Source organism: Streptomyces sp. AF1A, assembly GCF_047340315.1.
Classification (GTDB): domain Bacteria; phylum Actinomycetota; class Actinomycetes; order Streptomycetales; family Streptomycetaceae; genus Streptomyces.
The window spans coordinates 21,176-39,742 of record NZ_JBLEBI010000046.1; the positions used below are offsets into that span (position 1 = coordinate 21,176).

An 18,567-nucleotide genomic window follows, 5' to 3' on the forward strand; every position below is an offset into this window, starting at 1 on the left:
CTTCTCCTTCCCGGCCGGAAGGAGAAGGGCGCCGCTGGACGCGCGCACCGGTGTCAGTGCCGCGCGGCCACCGTGATGATCTCGGGTGCGGTGGGGGAGAGGGGCTCGCGTCCCCAGTCCCCGTACTGCGCCACGACGGTCAGCCCCGCCTCGGCGAGGAGGTGCCCGAGGGCCTTCGCGTCCAGGAAGCGGAGGGTGGTCGAACTGACCCGGTCCCGCTCCCAGGCCTCGCTCGTGAAGGTCTCGGTGAACGTCACCCGCTCCGGGGCCCGGTCCCGGTCCCCGGCCGGCGGCGCGGCGACCTCGTGCCGGACGCGTACGACGGCCCTGTCCGGCGCGACGACCTCCCGGACCCGGTCCGGCGTCCACGTCTCCCAGGCCCGGACGGCGGGATTGCGCGTCTCGAACACGAACCGGCCGCCGGGCGCCAGCGCGCTGCGCACGGTCCGCAGCGAGGCCCGCAGCTCGTCGTCCTCGACCAGCACCTGGAACGCGTGCCCGGTCATGACGACGAGGTCGAACTCGCCGTCCCACCGCCGCACCCGCAGGTCCCCGAGCACCCACTCCACGTCCGGCCGGGCCCGCCGCGCCTGCACCAGCATGGCGGCGGCCGGATCGAGCCCCATCAGCCGGCCGCTGTGCCCCTCGGCCCGCGCCCTGCGCAACAGCTGCCCGGTGCCACAGCCGACATCCAGCACCGACCGCGCGCCCTGGACCAGCCCGAGGTAGAAGTCGTCCCCCGGCCCCCAGGGATTCAGGCTGTCGTAGAGCGCGGCGAGCGAGAGATCGGCGAACGAGTGATCCACCACCGCGGCAGTGTGCCATACCTAGCTGAACGGGGCGTCAGTTTCTCCGCCACTTCTTGAACTGTTCCCACCTTCACGGAGGTTGAGCGTGCTGCACCATGTCGAACTCTGGTTGCCCGACCTGTCCCGGGCCGCGCCGGCCTGGGGCTGGCTGCTGGGGGAGCTCGGCTGGCAGCCGTACCGGACCTGGCCGGCGGGCCGGAGCTGGCGGGCGGGGGAGACCTATCTGGTGATCGAGGAGTCTCCCGCCCTGCGCCCCGGCGCCCGGCACGACCGCCTGCGGCCCGGTCTGAACCACCTGGCCTTCCACGCCCCCGGGCGCGCGGCCGTGGACGCCCTGGCCGCGGCGGCCCCCGCGCACGGCTGGACGGTGCTCTTCCCCGACCACCACCCCTATGCCGGAGGCCCCGGGCACTACGCGGTCTACCTGGAGGACGCGGACGGGTTCGAGGCGGAGGTGGTGGCGCGGGAGGGGAGCGGGGCCGGCTGAGGGGCCCGGGTACGGCGAAGGCCCGCGCCTTGGGGAGGTGCGGGCCTTCATTCCCCGGATCGGACGTTCATGGGCTCGGGTCAATGGGCCTGAGAAGGTCCGTTCCGCAAGGGGGCGGCTGACGGAAAGGGGTGTGTCAGGCCGCCGCCTCGGGGTCTGCGGCGAGGCGCGGCGCCGGGATGGCGTCCACCGTCTCAGGGTAGTGGCACGCGGTCAGGTGGCCCGGCTTGTTGCCCTCCACCTGCACCAGCGGCGGGGCCTCGGTCGCGCACTTCTCCGTGGCCTTCCAGCAGCGGGTGCGGAAGCGGCAGCCGGACGGCGGGTTGATGGGCGAGGGCACGTCGCCGACGAGGCGGATGCGCTCGCGCGGCTCCTCGTCCACCGTCGCCTCGGGGACTGCGGAGAGCAGGGCCCGGGTGTACGGGTGGCGCGGGTTGTTGTAGATGTCGTCACGGTCGGCGATCTCGACGATCTTGCCGAGGTACATGACCGCCACGCGCTGGGAGAAGTGCCGGACGATCGCGAGGTCGTGGGCGATGAAGACGAACGCGATGCCGAGTTCCCGCTGCACCTTCTGCAGCAGGTTGACCACCTGCGCCTGGATGGAGACGTCCAGCGCGGAGACCGGCTCGTCGGCCACGATGAGCTTGGGCTCCAGGGCCAGGGCGCGGGCGACGCCGATGCGCTGGCGCTGGCCGCCGGAGAACTCGTGCGGGAAGCGGTTGTAGTGCTCCGGGTTGAGGCCGACGATCTCCAGCAGCTCACGGACGCGCTTCTCGCGGCCGCCGACCGGGTTGATGTCGTTGATCTCCATCGGGCCGGAGATGATCTTGCCGACCGTCTGCCGCGGGTTCAGCGAGGCGTACGGGTCCTGGAAGATCATCTGGATCTCGGAGCGGATCGGCGCCAGCTGGCCGCGGCTCGCGTGCGTGATGTCCTGGCCGCGGTAGCTGATCCTGCCGCTGGTCGGCTCCAGCAGGCGCGTGATCAGCCGGCCGGTGGTCGACTTGCCGCAGCCCGACTCGCCGACGAGGCCCAGGCTCTCGCCCTCGGAGACCTGGAAGTCCAGTCCGTCCACGGCCTGCACCGCACCGACGGTCCGCCGGATCGGGAAGCCGCCCTTGATCGGGAAGTGCTTGGTCAGCCCGGAGACGTCCAGGAGGGGGTTCGTGTTGCTCATGGTCGTGAAGTCCCGTCGTGTCCGTCAGTGGTGCCGGGTTCCGGCGAAGTCGGCGAAGAGTTCCTGCTTCTGCTCCGCCGTGAGGTGGCAGGCGGAGCCGCGGCCGTCGGTCAGTTCCAGCACCGGCTGGTCGCTGGAGCACTTGCCGCCGGCGACCTTCTCCACGAAGGCGCACCGTGGGTGGAAGCGGCAGCCGGACGGCGGGTTCAGCAGCGAGGGCGGCGAACCCGGGATCGGGGTGAGCGGCACGTCCACCGGGCCGTTCAGGCTCGGCATCGAGTTCAGCAGACCCAGCGTGTAGGGGTGGTCCGGGGTGCGGAGCACCTGCTCCTTGGTGCCGCGCTCCACGCACCGGCCGCCGTACATCACCAGCACGTCGTCCGCGATGTCGGCGATGACACCCAGGTCGTGCGTGATGAAGATGATCGCGGTGCCGAACTCCTGCTGAAGGTCCTTCAGGAGGTCCATGATCTGGGCCTGGACCGTCACGTCGAGGGCCGTCGTCGGCTCGTCGGCGATGAGCAGCTCGGGGTCGCAGACCAGCGCCATGGCGATCATCGCGCGCTGGCGCATACCGCCGGAGAACTGGTGCGGATAGTCGTCGACCCGCATGTCCGGCTGCGGGATGCCCACCCGGCGCAGCATCTCGATCGCGCGCTTGCGGGCCTCGGCCTTGGAGGCGCCGGTGTGCTTGCGGTACGTCTCGGAGATCTGCGTGCCGATGGTGTGGTACGGCGACAGCGAGGCCAGTGCGTCCTGGAAGATCATGGCCATCTTGTTGCCGCGCAGCCGCTCCAGCTCCCTCTCGCTGGCGGTGAGGAGCTCCTTGCCGTCCAGCAGGATCTCGCCCTCGATCGACGTGTGGGCGGGATCGTGGAGGCCCAGGATCGTCAGGTTGGTCACGGACTTGCCGGAGCCCGACTCACCCACGATGCCGAGGGTCTGGCCCTTGGCCAGGTCGAAGCTGAGTCCGTCGACGGCCTTGACGATGCCGTCCTCGGTAGAGAAGTGGACCTTGAGGTCCCTGATGGAGAGGAACGGCTGCTGATCGGTGCTCGTCACGGTGACGCTCCTGGGGGGTGATGCGAGGGGTCGGGAGTGGGGCGGAGGTCAGGCGAGCCGGATCCGCGGGTCGATGAGGGCGTAGACGGCGTCCACGATGATGTTGAAGATGACGATCGCGCCGGCCGCCAGCACGGTCACACCCAGCACCATGGGAAGGTCACTCTTGTTCACGGAGTCGAGTGCGAGCCGGCCCACGCCCTGGAGGCTGAAGACGGTCTCGGTGATGATCGCGCCGCCGATGAGCGTGCCGAGGTCGACACCGAAGATGGTGACGATCGGGCCCATCGCGCCACGCCAGGCGAAGCGGAAGAAGACGTTGGCGCGGGACAGGCCCTTGGCGCGGGCGGTGCGGACGTAGTCCTCGCTGAGCTGCTCCACGAGCTGCGAGCGGGACATACGGGTGTAGTTCGCGGTGAAGATGATGGCGAGGACCAGCCACGGCAGCAGCAGCCCGGAGGCCCACTTGAGCGGGTTCTGGGTGAGCGGGGTGTAGGCCGGGTTGTCGAGGAGACCGATCTTGAAGACGAAGAAGTACATCGCGATGTACCCGACGAAGTAGATCTGCAGCGAGGCGCCGAGCAGCGAGGCGGAGGTGGCCACCTTGTCCTGCCACTTGCCCTGCTTCACCGCGGCGATCATGCCGGCGCCGACACCGAAGACCAGGAACACCACGGCCGCGCCGAAGGCGAGGGAGAGGGTCAGCGGGAGCCGGTCCATGATCGTGCCGAGGACGGGCTGGTTGTTGGCGAACGAGTAGCCGAGGCACGGAGCGCTGCAGTTACCGAAGTCGCCGTAGCTGCGTCCGACCACGATGCCCTTGAGCCAGTACCAGTACTGGACCGGGACCGGGTGGTCGATGCCCAGGTTGTGCCGGACCTTGGCGAGCATGTCGGGCGTGCAGTTCTTGCCGCACGACATCATGGCGGGGTCACGCGGGATGGCGTAGAAGAGCCAGAAGGTGACGGCGCTGATGATCAACAGGATGACCAGCGCGCCGAGGACTCGGCGGACAAGGAAGCGGAACATGGGGCGTGACTTTCCGGACGGGGCGCCGTCGCCGGGGGTGAGGGGGTGGGCCGGAGGGGGCGGCCAGGTCGTGGCCGCCCCCAGAGCGTCGAGCGCTCTTACTTCATCGCGTAGACCTTGTGAACCGCGATGCAGGTGTTGCCCGGGTCGAAGATGACATTGCCGACCTTCGAGCCGTGCAGCCAGTTGCGGATGGAGTGGTAGTCCGGGACCACCGCCGCCAGCTCCATGATCTGGCGGTCGATGTCGCCCCAGGCCTTGTTGGCCTTCTCCGGGTCCGCGATCTTCGACGCCGCGTCGATCGCCTTGTTGACGCCCGGGTCGTTCAGCTGGGCGTAGTTGCTGCGGCCGTCACCGATGTTCTTGCCGTCCCAGCAGGGGAAGAACACGGAGTAGCCGCCCGGCCAGTCCGGGCTCCAGCCGGCGGCGAACAGGTCGTAACCGTTGTCGATCTTGCCGATCTGGGTGTAGAAGGTCGACTTGTCGACCTGCTTGTTGACGACCTGGAAGCCGGCCGCCTCCAGGGCGTTCTTGATCGCGACGGCCTGCTTCACCGAGTTGTCGGAGTGCTGGTAGGCGATGACCAGCTTGGTGCCGAGCTTGCCGGCCTCCTTCAGCAGGGCCTTGGCCTTGGCCGGGTCGCCACCGGGCTTCTTGTCCGTGCCGTAGAGGTCGAACTTCTGGTAGCCGGGGGTCACCGGGCTGAGGATCGTGGTGGCCAGCTCGCTGGTGGCCTTGCCGCCGCGGATCGTCTGCAGCTGCTGGTGCGGCCACGCCCAGTTGATGGCCTGACGGACCTTGAGGTCCTTGACCCGGGTCATGTTGATCGGCCAGTAGTAGGTGACCGTGTCGACCTGCGTGAGGACCCGCTGCTTGAGCTTGGGGTTGGTGAGGACCTGCGCGATGCGCTCGGGCGCGACCTCGTTGAAGACCGACATCGTGTACTGGTCGTTGCCCTGGTCCGCGATGTAGCGGTCGGTGGAGGCGACCAGCTCGAAGCCGAACTGGAAGACGTACTTGTCCGGGTAGGCGTTGCGGATCGGGTCCGTCTTGGCGTCCCAGTGCTCGTTGCGCACGTAGGTCATCGACTTGCCGATCTGGCGGTCACCGATCTTGTACGGGCCGCAGGAGAACGGACGCTTGTCGTACTTCTGCTTGGTGTCGTGCTTCTTGGACACCAGGGAGTATCCGCGCTCGGCCAGCGTGAAGTTGAAGTCGGCGCGCGCCTCGTTGAGGTGGAACGTGATGGTGTTCCCGGAGACGTCGATCGAGTCGAGGTGCTTGCCCTCGTAGGGGCCCTTGTACTTGTCGCCGCCGGCCAGGAACTGCTGGACGTAACGCGGACCCTCGGTGACGAAGTCGGCGAAGAGGCGCTCGAAGGTGTGACGGACGTCGTCGATGGTGACGTCGGAGCCGTCCTCCCACTTCATGCCGTCCTTCAGGGTGAAGGACCAGGTCTTGCCGCCGTTCTTCATGGTGCCGGCGTCGGTGGCGGCGTCACCCACGAGGGTGCAGCCGCCGTTGGCGTCGATCTTGTAGCCGGTCAGGCCGCGCAGGATGGGGGAGGTGATGCAGATCTCGGTGGAGACGTAGATCTGGGCCGGGTCCAGGTGGTCCATGTCGAACTGGTCGAGCGAGTAGATCGTCCCGCCCTTGACCGCACCCTTGACCTCGGGGGCCGGGCCGGCCGAGTCCGCCTTGGTGCCGACCGCGATGTTGACGGCCTTGGAGCCGGTCACCGAGGGCACCTGGTTGCCGCCGGAGCCCTTGGAGTCGCCGCCGCTGCTGCAGGCGCTCAGCACCGTGGTGGACGCCGCGGCCACACCGGTGGCGATCATGAAGTTTCTACGGGAAAAAGACATGCTTGAGCCTGCCTAGAAGTGGATGAGAACGGACTGGGACCAGGCGGGTGTCACCGCCCCGTGCCGGGTGGAGCTGCTGTGCTACCGCTTTGACTTCGGGTCGAGCGCGTCGCGTACCGAGTCACCGAGCAGGTTGAAGGCGAGGACGAAGATCACCATGGCCATGCCCGGGAAGAGCATGAAGGTGAGGTCCTCGGTGTAGAACTGGGCTCCGCGGGCGATCATCACGCCCCAGTCAGGGGTCGGGTCGGTCACACCGACACCGAGGAAGGACAGGCCCGCCTCGGCGGTCACGTACGCCGGAAGCATCAGCGTGGACTGAATGATGATCGGAGTCCACAGGTTCGGGAGCAGTTCCTTGAAGACGATGCGCATCGGAGACGCGCCCGTGACCTTCGCCGCCTCGACGAACTCGCGCTCGCGCAGGCCGAGTACCTGGCCGCGCAGCAGACGCGCGAGGGAGGCCCAACCGAAGGCGGACAACACGACGATCAGGGCGAACGCCGTCAGCCACGTCGGGACGTTGTCGTCCGGCTTGATGAAGATGCCGTAGACGACCGGCATGAACGCGATGAAGAAGAGCGTGGACGGGAACGACAGCAGGATGTCGATGACCCGGCCGACGAGGTAGTCCGTCTTGCCACCCAGGTAGCCGGCCGTGACGCCGATGACCACACCGAGGAGCGTGGTGAGCAGCGCGGCGGCAACGGCGATGCCCAAGGAGTTGCGGATCGCGTAGAGCAGGAACGAGAACACGTCCCGGCCGAGCTGGGGCTCGATGCCGAACCAGAACTTGCTGCTCATGCCGCCGTTCGGCCCCGCGGGGTACGAGAAGGCGTTGAGCAGGCTCGGGTCCTGGCTCGCGTAGGTGGTGTACGGGTTCTTGCCGTACAGCTTCGATATGAGCGGCGCCGCGATCCCGATCACGAAGAAGAAGATCACGATGCACGCGGATATGACGCCCGTCCTGTCGCGCTTGAAGCGCTTCCAGGCAAGACGTCCCGGGGAACGCCCCTCGCTGCCCTTCGGGCCGCCGGAAGTGGTCGACTTCTCAACGGTCCCTTCGGTCACCTCGAGGGGTACAGCCGCAGATGGAGTTGGGAGGGTCATGGTGCTCCTGGCCCAAGGGAGGGTCTGATGACTCCGCAGGGCACTCCCCTACGGGCTATGCCGGACTTTTTCAACGCAATTCATTCACGGTCAATAAATTCTGGGTCGGCTTGGGTTTCTCTTTACCTTCTTTGCTCCGTCTTGATTCTTCCGTAGCTACGCGGGTAGCACGCCGTAATCAATCCGTGCTTTACATCCGACTGATCGGACGAAACGGGCAACAGGTTCGATATGCGGACGGTCGAGTGCCGAAATGCGTACATCGGAACGCCCCAATCCAACGGTTCGGCAACGGTGGGCGGAGATCTATTGCGCGGCTGACGCAAGATCATCCCGATCGTCCCGAAGATCCCTCCGGGGGGTTCCTGGAGGGGTCCCCGTCCGGCCTCCCGGCCCGGCCCCCGGAGGGATTCCCGCATTCGGATGACGTATGCCCCCAAAGGCCGCCCAGTCGGGCGGCGCGCCCGCTATATGTGCCGCATGTGCCGGTATTGACCGATAATGGGCCGGTGATCACGGAGGAGGCACGCCATGTGCGGAGGCACGCACGCCCGGTGGGTGGCGTGCGCGGCTGCGGCGGCGCTCCTCGCGGCGGCCGGCTGCGGCGGGGGTGCGGGCGGCAGCAGCCCCCCGGGGGTGCTCAGCGCCTCCTGGGGCGATCCGCAGAATCCGCTGGAGCCCTCGAACACCAATGAGGTCCAGGGCGGCAAGGTCCTCGACATGGTCTTCCGCGGGCTGAAGCGCTACAACCCGGGGACCGGGGCGGCCGAGAACATGCTCGCCGAGCGGATCGAGACCACGGACTCGCAGAACTTCGCCATCACGATCAAGGGCGGCTGGACGTTCAGCAACGGGGAGCCCGTGACGGCCAGGTCCTTCGTCGACGCCTGGAACTACGGCGCCTCCCTGCGGAACAACCAGAAGAACGCGTACTTCTTCGGCTACATCCAGGGGTACGACAAGGTCCACCCGGAGACCGGCGCCCAGACCGCCGACACCCTCTCCGGGCTGAAGGTGACCGGCCCCCGCACCTTCACGATCAGGCTCAACCAGAAATTCTCGACATTCCCGGACACTTTGGGTTATGCGGCTTTCGCCCCGCTTCCGCGGCTGTTCTTCGAGCACCACTCGGCCTGGCTGAAGAAGCCGGTCGGCAACGGCCCGTATCTGATCAAGTCCTATACGAGGGGCTTCATGATGGCGCTGAGGAGGTGGCACGGCTACCCGGGCCCGGACAAGGCGCGGAACGAGGGGGTGGACCTGCGGGTCTACACCGACAGCAACACCGCCTACACGGACCTGCTCGCCGGAAACCTCGATCTCGTCGACGACGTGCCGGCCCCGCAGCTGAAGTTCATCAGGTCCGACCTGGACGGCCGGTACATCAACGCGCCGGCCGGCATCATCCAGACCCTCGCCTTCCCGTACTACGACCCCCGGTGGAACAGGCCCGGGTCGAAGAAGGTCCGCACCGGACTGTCCATGGCGATCAACCGGGAGCAGATCACGAACACGATCTTCCTGAGAACCCGCACCCCCGCCACCGACTGGACCTCCCCGGTCCTCGGCCCCGCCGGCGGCTTCCAGGCGGGCCTGTGCGGCAGGGCCTGCCACTACCACCCGGCCGAGGCCAGGAAGCTGATCCAGGAGGGCGGCGGTATTCCCGGGGGCCAGGTCAAGATCACGTACAACGCCGACACCGGCTCGCACAAGGAGTGGATCGACGCGGTGTGCAACTCCATCAACAACGCGCTCGGCAACGACAAGGCCTGCGTCGGCAACCCGGTCGGCACCTTCGCCGACTTCCGCAACCAGATCGGACGGCACGAGATGAGCGGCCCGTTCCGCGCGGGCTGGCAGATGGACTACCCGCTCATCCAGGACTTCCTGCAGCCGCTCTACTACACCAACGCCTCGTCCAACGACGGCAAGTGGTCGAACAAGGACTTCGACCGGCTCGTCGACCGGGCCAACGCCGAGACCGACGCCCACCGGTCCATCCGGCTGTTCCAGCAGGCCGAGGAGGTGGTCCGGGACAACATGGCCGCCATCCCGCTCTGGTACCAGAACGGCAGCGCCGGCTACTCGCCGAGGCTGTCCCACGTGGCGCTCGATCCCTTCAGCGTCCCCGTCTACAACGAGATCAGGGTCGGCTGAGCCGCCGTGGGACGCTACGTCGTCCGCCGACTGCTGCAGATGATCCCGGTGTTCGTCGGGTCCACCCTGCTCATCTTCCTCATGGTGAACGTGATGGGCGACCCCGTCGCGGGCCTGTGCGGCGAGCGGTCCTGCGACCCGGCGACCGCCGCCCAGCTGGAGCGGCAGTTCGGCTTGGACAAGCCGGTCTGGCAGCAGTACCTCACCTACATGGGGCACGTGTTCACCGGTGACTTCGGCACGGCGTTCAACGGCCAGCCGGTCACCGAGCTGATGTCCACGGCGTTCCCCGTCACCATCCGGCTCACGATCGTGGCCATCCTCTTCGAGATCGTCGTCGGCGTCACGCTCGGCGTCCTCACCGGCCTGCGCCGGGGCCGGCCCGTCGACACGGGCGTGCTCCTCGCCACCCTCGTCGTCATCTCCGTCCCGACGTTCGTCACCGGCCTGCTGCTCCAACTGCTGCTCGGCGTCCAGTGGGGCTGGATCAGACCCTCCGTCTCCCCCGATGCCACGTTCGGCGAGCTGATCGTGCCCGGACTGGTGCTCGCCTCCGTCTCGCTCGCCTACGTCACCCGGCTCACCCGGACCTCCATCGCGGAGAACAAGCGGTCCGACTACGTGCGCACCGCCATCGCCAAGGGCCTGCCCCGGCGCCGGGTCGTCACCCGGCACCTGCTGCGCAACTCCCTGATCCCAGTTGTCACGTTCATCGGCACCGACATCGGCGCGCTGATGGGCGGGGCGATCGTCACCGAGCGGATCTTCAACATCCACGGCGTCGGCTACCAGCTGTACCAGGGCATCCTGCGGCAGAACACCCAGACGGTGGTCGGCTTCGTGACCGTCCTGGTGCTGGTCTTCCTCGTCGCCAATCTGCTCGTCGACCTTCTGTACGCCGTACTCGACCCGAGGATCCGCTATGCCTGAACAGCCGCCGTACGAGCCCGGGGGCGCGGTCGCCGGCACCGGCATGGGCGGCGCGATGGACCTGGGCGCGAGCGAGGCGACCACGCTGGAGCGGGCGCCCGGCGGACCGCAGGGCGCCGGACCGTCCGGCAGGCCCCGCTCCCTGTGGTCGGACGCCTGGCGGGACCTGCGCCGCAACCCGGTCTTCCTGGCCTCCGCCCTGGTCATCCTCTTCCTCGTCCTCATCTCCCTGTGGCCCTCGGCGATCGCCTCCGGCAGCCCCCTGGCGTGCGACCTGGCCAAGTCCCAGGAGGGCCCCGGGCCGGGCGCGCCCTTCGGGTACGACGGCCAGGGCTGCAACGTCTACACGCGCACCGTCTACGGCGCCCGTGCGTCGGTCACGGTCGGCGTGTGCGCCACGCTGGGGGTCGCCGTCCTGGGGTCGGTACTGGGCGGCCTGGCGGGCTACTTCGGCGGGGTGTGGGACTCGCTCCTCTCGCGCGTCACGGACATCTTCTTCGCCATCCCCGTCGTCCTCGGCGGTCTCGTCCTGCTCTCCGTGGTGACCAGCAATACGGTCTGGCCGGTCATCGGGTTCATGGTCCTGCTGGGCTGGCCGCAGGTCTCCCGGATCGCGCGCGGCTCGGTCATCACCGCCCGGCAGCACGACTACGTCCAGGCGGCCCGCGCCCTCGGCGCCTCCGACTCCCGCATCCTGCTGCGGCACATCGCCCCGAACGCCGTCGCCCCGGTCATCGTCGTGTCGACCATCGCGCTCGGCACGTACATCGCCCTGGAGGCGACCCTGTCCTACCTCGGCGTCGGCCTCAAACCGCCCAGCGTCTCCTGGGGCATCGACATCTCCGCCGCCTCCCCCTACATCCGCAACGCCCCGCACGCCCTGCTCTGGCCCTCGGGCGCCCTGGCCGTCACGGTGCTGGCCTTCATCATGCTCGGCGACGCGGTCCGCGACGCCCTGGATCCGAAGCTGAGGTGAGGGTGCGTGGCCTGGGGAGTCGGGGTTCTCGATCCGGAGTCGAGGTGAGGGTGGCGTGCTGCTCGAAGTGCGGGATCTGTGCGTGGAGTTCCGGACCCGGGACGGGGTCGCGCGGGCCGTCAACGGGGTGTCGTACGCCGTCGACGCGGGCGAGACCCTCGCCGTGCTCGGGGAGTCGGGCTCGGGGAAGTCGGTCACCGCGCAGGCCGTGATGGGGATCCTCGACACGCCGCCGGGCCGGATCACCGGCGGGGAGATCCTCTTCCAGGGCAGGGACCTGCTGAGGACGAAGGAGGAGGAACGGCGCCGGATCCGGGGCGCCGGGATGGCGATGATCTTCCAGGACGCGCTGTCGGCGCTCAATCCGGTGCTCCCGGTGGGGGACCAGCTCGGGGAGATGTTCGTCGTCCACCGGGGGATGTCGAAGAAGGCCGCGCGGGCCAGGGCTGTCGAGCTGATGGACCGGGTGCGCATTCCGGGGGCGGCGCAGCGCGTGCGGGACTATCCCCACCAGTTCTCCGGCGGCATGCGCCAGCGGATCATGATCGCGATGGCGCTGGCCCTGGAGCCGGCGCTCGTCATCGCCGACGAGCCGACCACCGCGCTGGACGTGACCGTGCAGGCCCAGGTCATGGACCTGCTCGCGGAGTTGCAGCGCGAGTACCGCATGGGGCTGATCCTCATCACCCACGACCTGGGGGTGGTGGCGGACGTGGCCGACCGGATCGCCGTGATGTACGCGGGACGGATCGTGGAGTCCGCTCCCGTGCACGACATCTACCGGTGCGCCGCCCACCCCTACACCCGCGGCCTGCTGGACTCCATCCCGCGCCTGGACCACAAGGGCCGGGAGCTGTACGCGATCAAGGGGCTGCCGCCGAACCTGACGCACATCCCCCCGGGCTGCTCCTTCCACCCGCGCTGCCCGATGGCCCAGGACGTCTGCCGCACGGACGAACCCCCGCTGTACGAGGTGTCCGAAGGGCGCGGCAGCGCCTGCCACTTCTGGGAGGAGTGCCTGCATGGCAGCGACCGGTGAGCCGATCCTGGAGGTCAGCGGCCTCGTCAAGCACTACCCGCTCACACGGGGCATCCTGTTCAAGAAGCAGATCGGCGCGGTGAAGGCCGTCGACGGCGTCGACTTCACCCTCGGCAAGGGCGAAACGCTCGGCATCGTCGGCGAGTCGGGCTGCGGCAAGTCGACCGTCGCCAAGCTGCTGTGCAACCTGGAGCGGCCGACGGCGGGGTCGATCAGGTTCAAGGGCGAGGACATCACCCGGCTGTCCGGCCGTGCCCTGAAGGCCGTGCGGCGCAACATCCAGATGGTCTTCCAGGACCCGTACACCTCCCTCAACCCCCGGATGACGGTGGGCGACATCGTCGGGGAGCCGTACGAGATCCACCCCGAGGTGGCCCCGAAGGGCGACCGGCGCCGCCGGGTGCAGGAGCTGCTGGACGTGGTCGGCCTCGACCCGGAGTACGTCAACCGCTATCCGCACCAGTTCTCCGGCGGCCAGCGCCAGCGCATCGGCATCGCCCGGGGACTCGCGCTGCGCCCCGAGATCATCGTCGCCGACGAGCCGGTGTCCGCCCTGGACGTCTCGGTCCAGGCGCAGGTGATCAACCTGCTGGACAGGCTGCAGGCGGAGTTCGACCTCTCCTACGTCTTCATCGCGCACGACCTGTCGATCGTCCGGCACATCTCGGACCGGGTCGGGGTCATGTACCTGGGCCGCATCGTGGAGATCGGACGGGACACCGAGATCTACGAGCACCCGACCCACCCCTACACCCAGGCGCTGCTGTCGGCGGTGCCGGTCCCCGATCCCGCGGCCCGCGACCGGCGCGAGCGGATCATCCTCGCCGGTGACGTGCCGTCCCCGACGAACATCCCCTCCGGCTGCCGGTTCCGCACCCGCTGCTGGAAGGCGCAGGAGCGCTGCGCCGTGGAGGTGCCGGCCCTCGCGGTGCCCGCGTCCTTCCGGGACACGGGCGGCCCCGCCGCCCACGACTCGGCCTGCCACTTCGCGGAGGAGAAGCAGCTCGTGCCGCGGGACGAGGTGCGGGAGAACGGCAACGGGCCGGGGTGACAAGGAGCACCCCGGCCCGTCTCACGGCACCCGCACGGCCGTACGCTGTGCAGCCTCCCGCGTCCGCATATCGGTGCCGCTACCGCGAAGTTGCGCACGGGTAAACGCGGTTGGCAACGATCCGGGCGGTTACGGCAGCGACCGCCGGAGGAAGTCCAGCTGGAGCCGCAGCAGGTTCTCGGCGACGGTCTCCTGCGGGGTCATGTGCGTCACCCCGGACAGCGGCAGCACCTCGTGCGGGCGGCCCGCGGCCAGCAGCGCGGAGGACAGCCGCAGGGAGTGGGCGACGACCACGTTGTCGTCGGCCAGACCGTGGATGATCATCATCGGGCGGTGCGGCTCGGCCGGGTCGACGAGCCCGGCGTCGTCGATCACCGAGTTGCGGCGGTAGGCCTCGGGCTGCTCGTCCGGATGACCGAGGTAGCGCTCCTGGTAGTGGGTGTCGTACAGCCGCAGGTCGGTCACGGGGGCGCCGACCACCGCCGCATGGAAGACGTCGGGGCGGCGCAGCACCGCGAGCGCCGCCAGATAGCCGCCGAAGGACCAGCCGCGGATCGCCACCCGGCCCAGGTCGAGCGGGAAGCGGTCGGCGAGGGCGTGCAGCGCGTCGACCTGGTCCTGCAGCACCACCGCCGCCACCTCGTCGCGGATGGCCTTCTCCCAGGCCGGGGAGCGCCCGGGGGTGCCCCGCCCGTCGGCGACGACCACGGCGAAGCCCTGGTCGGCGAACCACTGGGAGGTCAGGTGGGCGTTGTGCGCGGCGACCACCCGCTGGCCGTGCGGGCCGCCGTAGGGGTCCAGGAGAACCGGCAGGGGAGTGTCACCGGGGTAGTCCCGTGGCATAAGCACGGCGCACGGAATTCGGTGTGCGCCCCCCTCGGTGAGCGTCACCCGTGGGGACATACCGGGATCTTCTGCGTACGACCGGACAGCGGCCGCCGGTTTTCCGTCAGCGAGCACCTGGACATGGGTGCCCGGCCTGTCCAGCGTCGCGGACAGCAGCACCGTCACGCCCCCGGCGCGCACCGCCGAGTGCACCCCGGGCTCCTGCGACACGCGCTCCACGCCCAGCTCGTTCACCCGGTACACATGGATCTCGCCGGTTTCCGGCGCCGCCGCCTCGGCCCCCGCGGAGGCGGAGACCAGCACGTCGTCCGGGCCCACGTCCAGGACCGCACGGATGTGCAACTGGCCGCTGGTCAAAGGCCGTTCGCCGACGGCCAGGACCCGGGCCCCGCCCTCGTCCGCGATGCGGACCAGCTGTCCGGAGGGGCTCCAGCAGGGCACCCCGGCGAACAGTTCCAGCCAAGTTGGATCTTCGTCGGCGTGCACCATCCGGGTGGCCCCGGTGTCCGGGTCGACCGCCAGGAACAGCTGGCTGCGCTGGTCCCGCGCCTGCACGAGAAGCAGCGGCGCACCCGCCTGTGACCAGTGCACACGCGCCAGATACGGATAGCGCGACCGGTCCCACAGGACCTCCGTGCGCGCCCCGTCGAGGCCGAGCACGAACAGCTGCACGTCGGCGTTGGCCGTGCCGGCCGCCGGATACGCGACCCTGAGCGGCTCACGCTCCGGCTGGGCCGGATCCGCGATCCACCACCGCCGCACCGGCGTGTCGTCCACGCGCGCCACGAGCAGCCGGTCCGACCCCGGCGCCCACCAGAAGCCCCGGGAACGCCCCATCTCCTCGGCCGCGATGAACTCCGCGAGCCCGTAGGTGACGTTCTCCGCCTCCGCCTCGGCGAGCGCCCGGTCCGGCTCTCCGTCCGCGCCCACCACGCGCAGCGCGCCCCGCGCGACGTACGCGATGTGCCGCCCGTCGGGCGACGGACGCGGGTCGATCACCGGCCCGGGGACGGGGAGTTCACGTGCCGTGCCGGCCCGCAGCTCGGCCGCGAAAAGCCGCCCCGACAAGGCGAAAGACGCCAACTCCAGGGCGCCGTCGGTGGCGTAGCCGACGATGCCGGCCCCGCCCTCCCGGCTGCGCTCGCGGCGCGCCCGCTCCTCGGGCGAGAGCTCTTCGGAGGCGCCCTGGAGGAGGGCGCGCGGATCGGCCGCGAGGCGCTCCGCGCCCTCCGGCAGGTCCAGCACCCACAGGGAGTTGGCGCGGTCGGTGCCCGAGCCGGAACGCAGGAAAGCGACACGCGAACCATCGGGTGCCACGGTGAAAGCACGCGGCGCGCCGAGCGTGAACCGCTGGGTCCGGGCGTGCCGACGGGGGAAGGAGTCAGCCTCGGTCGTCATACCCCGACCATATTGGCCATGCGCCCCCTTGTGCGGCCGTGCGCCGAGCGATGCGCGAGTACGGATAGTTATGATCACTACCGCTGCGTGGGTATGAACCTGCTGGCATCTGCATGGATTTGCTCTATGGATCTGGACCTGGCGATCTTTGGAGGTGAACCGCCGTGGCACTCTCGATTTCGGCGGTGGTGCTGCTGGCGATCATCGTCTTCTTGCTGATCAAGAAGTCGGGGCTCAAGGGCGGCCACGCCATCGTCTGCATGCTGCTCGGCTTCTACCTCGCCTCCTCGACGGTCGCCCCGACGATCAGTCAGCTGACGACCAACGTCGCCAGCATGATCGGCAGCATCAAGTTCTGACCCGGCCCGCGCCTGGCGCGGACGGCCGCACTGTCCTCCAGGTGCGAACCGCTCCCGCCCGGTGATCCGTCCCGTGCGGGCCCGTCCCGACCGGACCTCTCGCGCCGACGGCCTGCCGCGCCACGGGGGCGCGTCCGCCTCGTAGGGTGGTCCCATGACGGATCTGCCCGCCCGACGCCTTCTCCTGGTGCACGCGCACCCGGACGACGAGTCGATCAACAACGGCGCCACCATGGCCAGGTACGCGGCCGACGGTGCGCATGTGACCCTGGTCACCTGCACCCTGGGGGAGCGGGGTGAGGTCATCCCTCCCGGGCTGCGGCATCTGGCGGGCCCGGCGCTGGGCGCGCACCGGCGCGGTGAGCTGGCCGCCGCCGCCCGCGCGCTGGGCGTGCGGGACGTCCGGCTGCTGGGCGGCGCGGGCCGCTACGGCGACTCCGGGATGATGGCCACCCCGGACAACGACGACCCCGGCTGCTTCTGGCAGGCCGACGTGGACGAGGCCGCCGGGTACCTGGCCGAGGTGATCCTGGAGATCCGCCCCCAGGTCCTCGTGACCTACGACGACCGGGGCGGATACGGCCACCCGGACCACATCCAGGCCCACCGCGTCGCCATGCGCGCCGTCGACCTCGCGGCCGGGCGGGGCCACCGCATCGACAAGGTGTACTGGAACCGCGTCCCGCGCTCCGTGGCGGAGGAGGCCTTCGCGCGGCTCCAGGACGAGCTCTCCCGCCTGCCGTTCGACAAGAGCGCCACCGTGGACGACGTACCGGGCGTGGTGGACGACGAGCGGATCACCACCGCCGTCGACGGCACCGCCCATGCCGCCGCCAAGGCCGCCGCGATGCGCGCGCACGCCACCCAGATCGAGGTGGCCGAGCCGTACTTCGCGCTCTCCAACGAGCTGGCCCAGCCGCTGCTCACCACCGAGTACTACGAGTTGGTCCGGGGAGCGGGGCGGGCAGGGGAGACCGACCTGTTCGCCGGCATCGCCCTCGAGGAGGCGTCGTGAGCAACGGTGGACCGGGCTCGATGCCGGTCCAGCCGCTGCGGCCGCCGTCCGCCGGGCGGGCCGCGGCCCACATCGGCCTGTTCGTGCTCGGCGGGGTCGTCGCCCTGGCCGGCGCGCTGGTGCAGGCCGCCTGGTTCCCCGGCGGGCTGCTGCTCGGCCTCGTGGGGGCGGCCGGGCTGTTCCTGGGCGGGTCGTACGCCACCCGCAGCCGCGGCGGTGCGGTGGCACCGGCGGCGGGCTGGATCATCACCGTCGTCCTGCTCACCACCGCACGCCCCGAAGGGGACTTCCTCTTCGGGGCCGGCGCCGGTTCCTATCTCTTCCTGCTCGGCGGCATGGCCCTCGCTGTGATCTGCGCCACCCTCGGTCCGGGGCGGCGGCCCGGCGGCGGCTCCGCCCGACTTGCCAAGTGACGTACCACTTCGCCGTGCGACGCGCGTGCGAGTCCGGTGTGGGTTTCCTCGGCGGTCATGGGCTACCCCCCGGAGGCGGCCAGTATGGTGGTGCGCGCCGCCGAGCCGCCCGAGCAGTCAGGTCGTCACGGGCGGTGGAGCCAACCGGGAGAACCTGCCTTGAGTCGTGAAACTGACACTCCGTCCTCCGGGCCCAACGGGCGCGGCGGAGCCGCATACCCCTCCGGCACGCCGCCGTACGGGACCCCCATGGCTTCCGACGACGGTACGGACGCGAGCCGTTCGGGCACGCGACCGGAGGAACGCAAGACCGAGACCACGCTGACGACCCGGATCCGGATCAACATCCCCGGATCGCGGCCCATCCCGCCGGTCGTCGTGCGCAAGCCCGTCGGGGACACCGAGAACGCGCGGGACGAGGCGCCCGCCGCCGAGGCGCGGCCCGCGGCCGCTCCGGCGGCGGACGGTCCCGCCGACGCCCCCGCCGAACCCGCCGCCCAGTCCGACGAGAAGACCAGCGACTGGTTCGCGCCCCGCAAGCCCGCCGCGGGCAAGAGCGGTACGGGCAGCGGCACCACGAACGGGGCCGGAACCCCGGGCGGTTCGAGTGCCTCCACGGGCGGATCGGGCGCCCGACCGGGTGGATCGGGAGCGACCGGTCCGAGCGCTACCACCGGCGCCCGCCCCGGCGGCGGCCGTCCCGGCGGTGTCGTCGGCTCCATGAGCGTGCCCGGCGCCTCCCGGTCCGGCGGCACCAACGGCAGCGGCCTGCCCAGCGCCACCGGCGGCCCCGTCGCCCCCGGGCACGGCGGCGGCACCGGCTCCTTCGACGTGACCGAGGCGC

General features: G+C 69.9%; 16 protein-coding genes and 1 pseudogene. 10 read left to right on the top strand and 7 right to left on the bottom strand.

Translation table 11 applies throughout. The annotated features are described in order from the left end of the window. Nucleotides 1-53 precede the first annotated feature (53 nt). A complete protein-coding gene (locus tag ACLU3S_RS15880; RefSeq protein ID WP_413952494.1) occupies nt 54-809 on the bottom strand; it encodes a class I SAM-dependent methyltransferase in 756 nt (251 codons plus the stop codon). Between the two features lie 85 nt (nt 810-894). Here ACLU3S_RS15880 and ACLU3S_RS15885 point away from each other — a divergent pair, with 85 nt between their 5' ends. Then, complete coding sequence (locus ACLU3S_RS15885; RefSeq protein WP_413952495.1) at nt 895-1,296, top strand: VOC family protein; 402 nt, start codon at nt 895-897, stop codon at nt 1,294-1,296. A 136-nt stretch (nt 1,297-1,432) separates the two neighbouring features. Here ACLU3S_RS15885 and ACLU3S_RS15890 read toward each other — a convergent pair whose 3' ends face one another. The 5 genes from ACLU3S_RS15890 to ACLU3S_RS15910 all read right to left on the bottom strand — a co-directional run bounded on the left by ACLU3S_RS15890 (nt 1,433) and on the right by ACLU3S_RS15910 (nt 7,539). Continuing rightward, complete coding sequence (locus tag ACLU3S_RS15890; RefSeq protein WP_413952496.1) at nt 1,433-2,476, bottom strand: ABC transporter ATP-binding protein; 1,044 nt, start codon at nt 2,474-2,476, stop codon at nt 1,433-1,435. A gap of 24 nt (nt 2,477-2,500) precedes the next feature. After that, nucleotides 2,501-3,538 (bottom strand): ABC transporter ATP-binding protein, encoded by a 1,038-nt coding sequence (locus tag ACLU3S_RS15895; RefSeq protein ID WP_413952497.1) that lies wholly within the window; start codon nt 3,536-3,538, stop codon nt 2,501-2,503. Between the two features lie 48 nt (nt 3,539-3,586). After that, the gene (locus tag ACLU3S_RS15900) at nt 3,587-4,567 is read right to left on the bottom strand and encodes an ABC transporter permease (RefSeq protein WP_413952498.1); all 981 of its coding nucleotides are present in this window, start codon (nt 4,565-4,567) and stop codon (nt 3,587-3,589) included. 98 nt (nt 4,568-4,665) lie between these two features. Further along, nucleotides 4,666-6,429 (bottom strand): ABC transporter substrate-binding protein, encoded by a 1,764-nt coding sequence (locus ACLU3S_RS15905; protein WP_413952499.1) that lies wholly within the window; start codon nt 6,427-6,429, stop codon nt 4,666-4,668. A gap of 81 nt (nt 6,430-6,510) precedes the next feature. Then, the gene (locus ACLU3S_RS15910; protein WP_413952500.1) at nt 6,511-7,539 is read right to left on the bottom strand and encodes an ABC transporter permease; all 1,029 of its coding nucleotides are present in this window, start codon (nt 7,537-7,539) and stop codon (nt 6,511-6,513) included. Nucleotides 7,540-8,070: 531 nt separating this feature from the next. On the opposite strand from ACLU3S_RS15910, the gene ACLU3S_RS15915 reads away from it, so the two are divergent. The 5 genes from ACLU3S_RS15915 to ACLU3S_RS15935 are packed head-to-tail and all read left to right on the top strand — an operon-like array spanning nt 8,071 to nt 13,692. Continuing rightward, on the top strand, nt 8,071-9,696 hold the full coding sequence (locus tag ACLU3S_RS15915) for a peptide ABC transporter substrate-binding protein (protein WP_413952501.1): 1,626 nt from the start codon (nt 8,071-8,073) through the stop codon (nt 9,694-9,696). Between the two features lie 6 nt (nt 9,697-9,702). Further along, entirely contained in the window at nt 9,703-10,626 is a 924-nt protein-coding gene (locus ACLU3S_RS15920) for an ABC transporter permease (protein WP_413952502.1), read from the top strand. Beyond that, complete coding sequence (locus ACLU3S_RS15925; protein ID WP_413952503.1) at nt 10,619-11,602, top strand: ABC transporter permease; 984 nt, start codon at nt 10,619-10,621, stop codon at nt 11,600-11,602. The genes ACLU3S_RS15920 and ACLU3S_RS15925 overlap by 8 nt, the downstream gene beginning before the upstream one ends. 55 nt (nt 11,603-11,657) lie before the next feature. After that, nucleotides 11,658-12,641 (top strand): ABC transporter ATP-binding protein, encoded by a 984-nt coding sequence (locus ACLU3S_RS15930; RefSeq protein WP_413952504.1) that lies wholly within the window; start codon nt 11,658-11,660, stop codon nt 12,639-12,641. Then, entirely contained in the window at nt 12,625-13,692 is a 1,068-nt protein-coding gene (locus ACLU3S_RS15935; RefSeq protein WP_413952505.1) for an ABC transporter ATP-binding protein, read from the top strand. Before ACLU3S_RS15930 ends, ACLU3S_RS15935 begins: the two co-directional genes overlap by 17 nt. Before the next feature lie 129 nt (nt 13,693-13,821). Here ACLU3S_RS15935 and ACLU3S_RS15940 read toward each other — a convergent pair whose 3' ends face one another. Next, nucleotides 13,822-15,936 (bottom strand): prolyl oligopeptidase family serine peptidase, encoded by a 2,115-nt coding sequence (locus tag ACLU3S_RS15940; protein WP_413952506.1) that lies wholly within the window; start codon nt 15,934-15,936, stop codon nt 13,822-13,824. 164 nt (nt 15,937-16,100) lie between these two features. Between ACLU3S_RS15940 and ACLU3S_RS15945 the strand changes: the two genes are divergently transcribed. From ACLU3S_RS15945 to ACLU3S_RS15960, 4 genes and pseudogenes are all read left to right on the top strand, one after another. Continuing rightward, on the top strand, nt 16,101-16,295 hold the full coding sequence (locus ACLU3S_RS15945) for a hypothetical protein (RefSeq protein ID WP_351238397.1): 195 nt from the start codon (nt 16,101-16,103) through the stop codon (nt 16,293-16,295). A 154-nt stretch (nt 16,296-16,449) separates the two neighbouring features. Beyond that, nucleotides 16,450-17,310: an N-acetyl-1-D-myo-inositol-2-amino-2-deoxy-alpha-D-glucopyranoside deacetylase gene (gene mshB, locus ACLU3S_RS15950; RefSeq protein ID WP_413952507.1), complete on the top strand. Its 861-nt coding sequence runs from the start codon at nt 16,450-16,452 to the stop codon at nt 17,308-17,310. A 20-nt stretch (nt 17,311-17,330) separates the two neighbouring features. Next, complete coding sequence (locus tag ACLU3S_RS15955; protein ID WP_413952508.1) at nt 17,331-17,723, top strand: DUF6113 family protein; 393 nt, start codon at nt 17,331-17,333, stop codon at nt 17,721-17,723. 159 nt (nt 17,724-17,882) lie between these two features. Further along, a pseudogene (locus ACLU3S_RS15960) lies at nt 17,883-18,567 on the top strand (hypothetical protein); the annotation flags it as partial.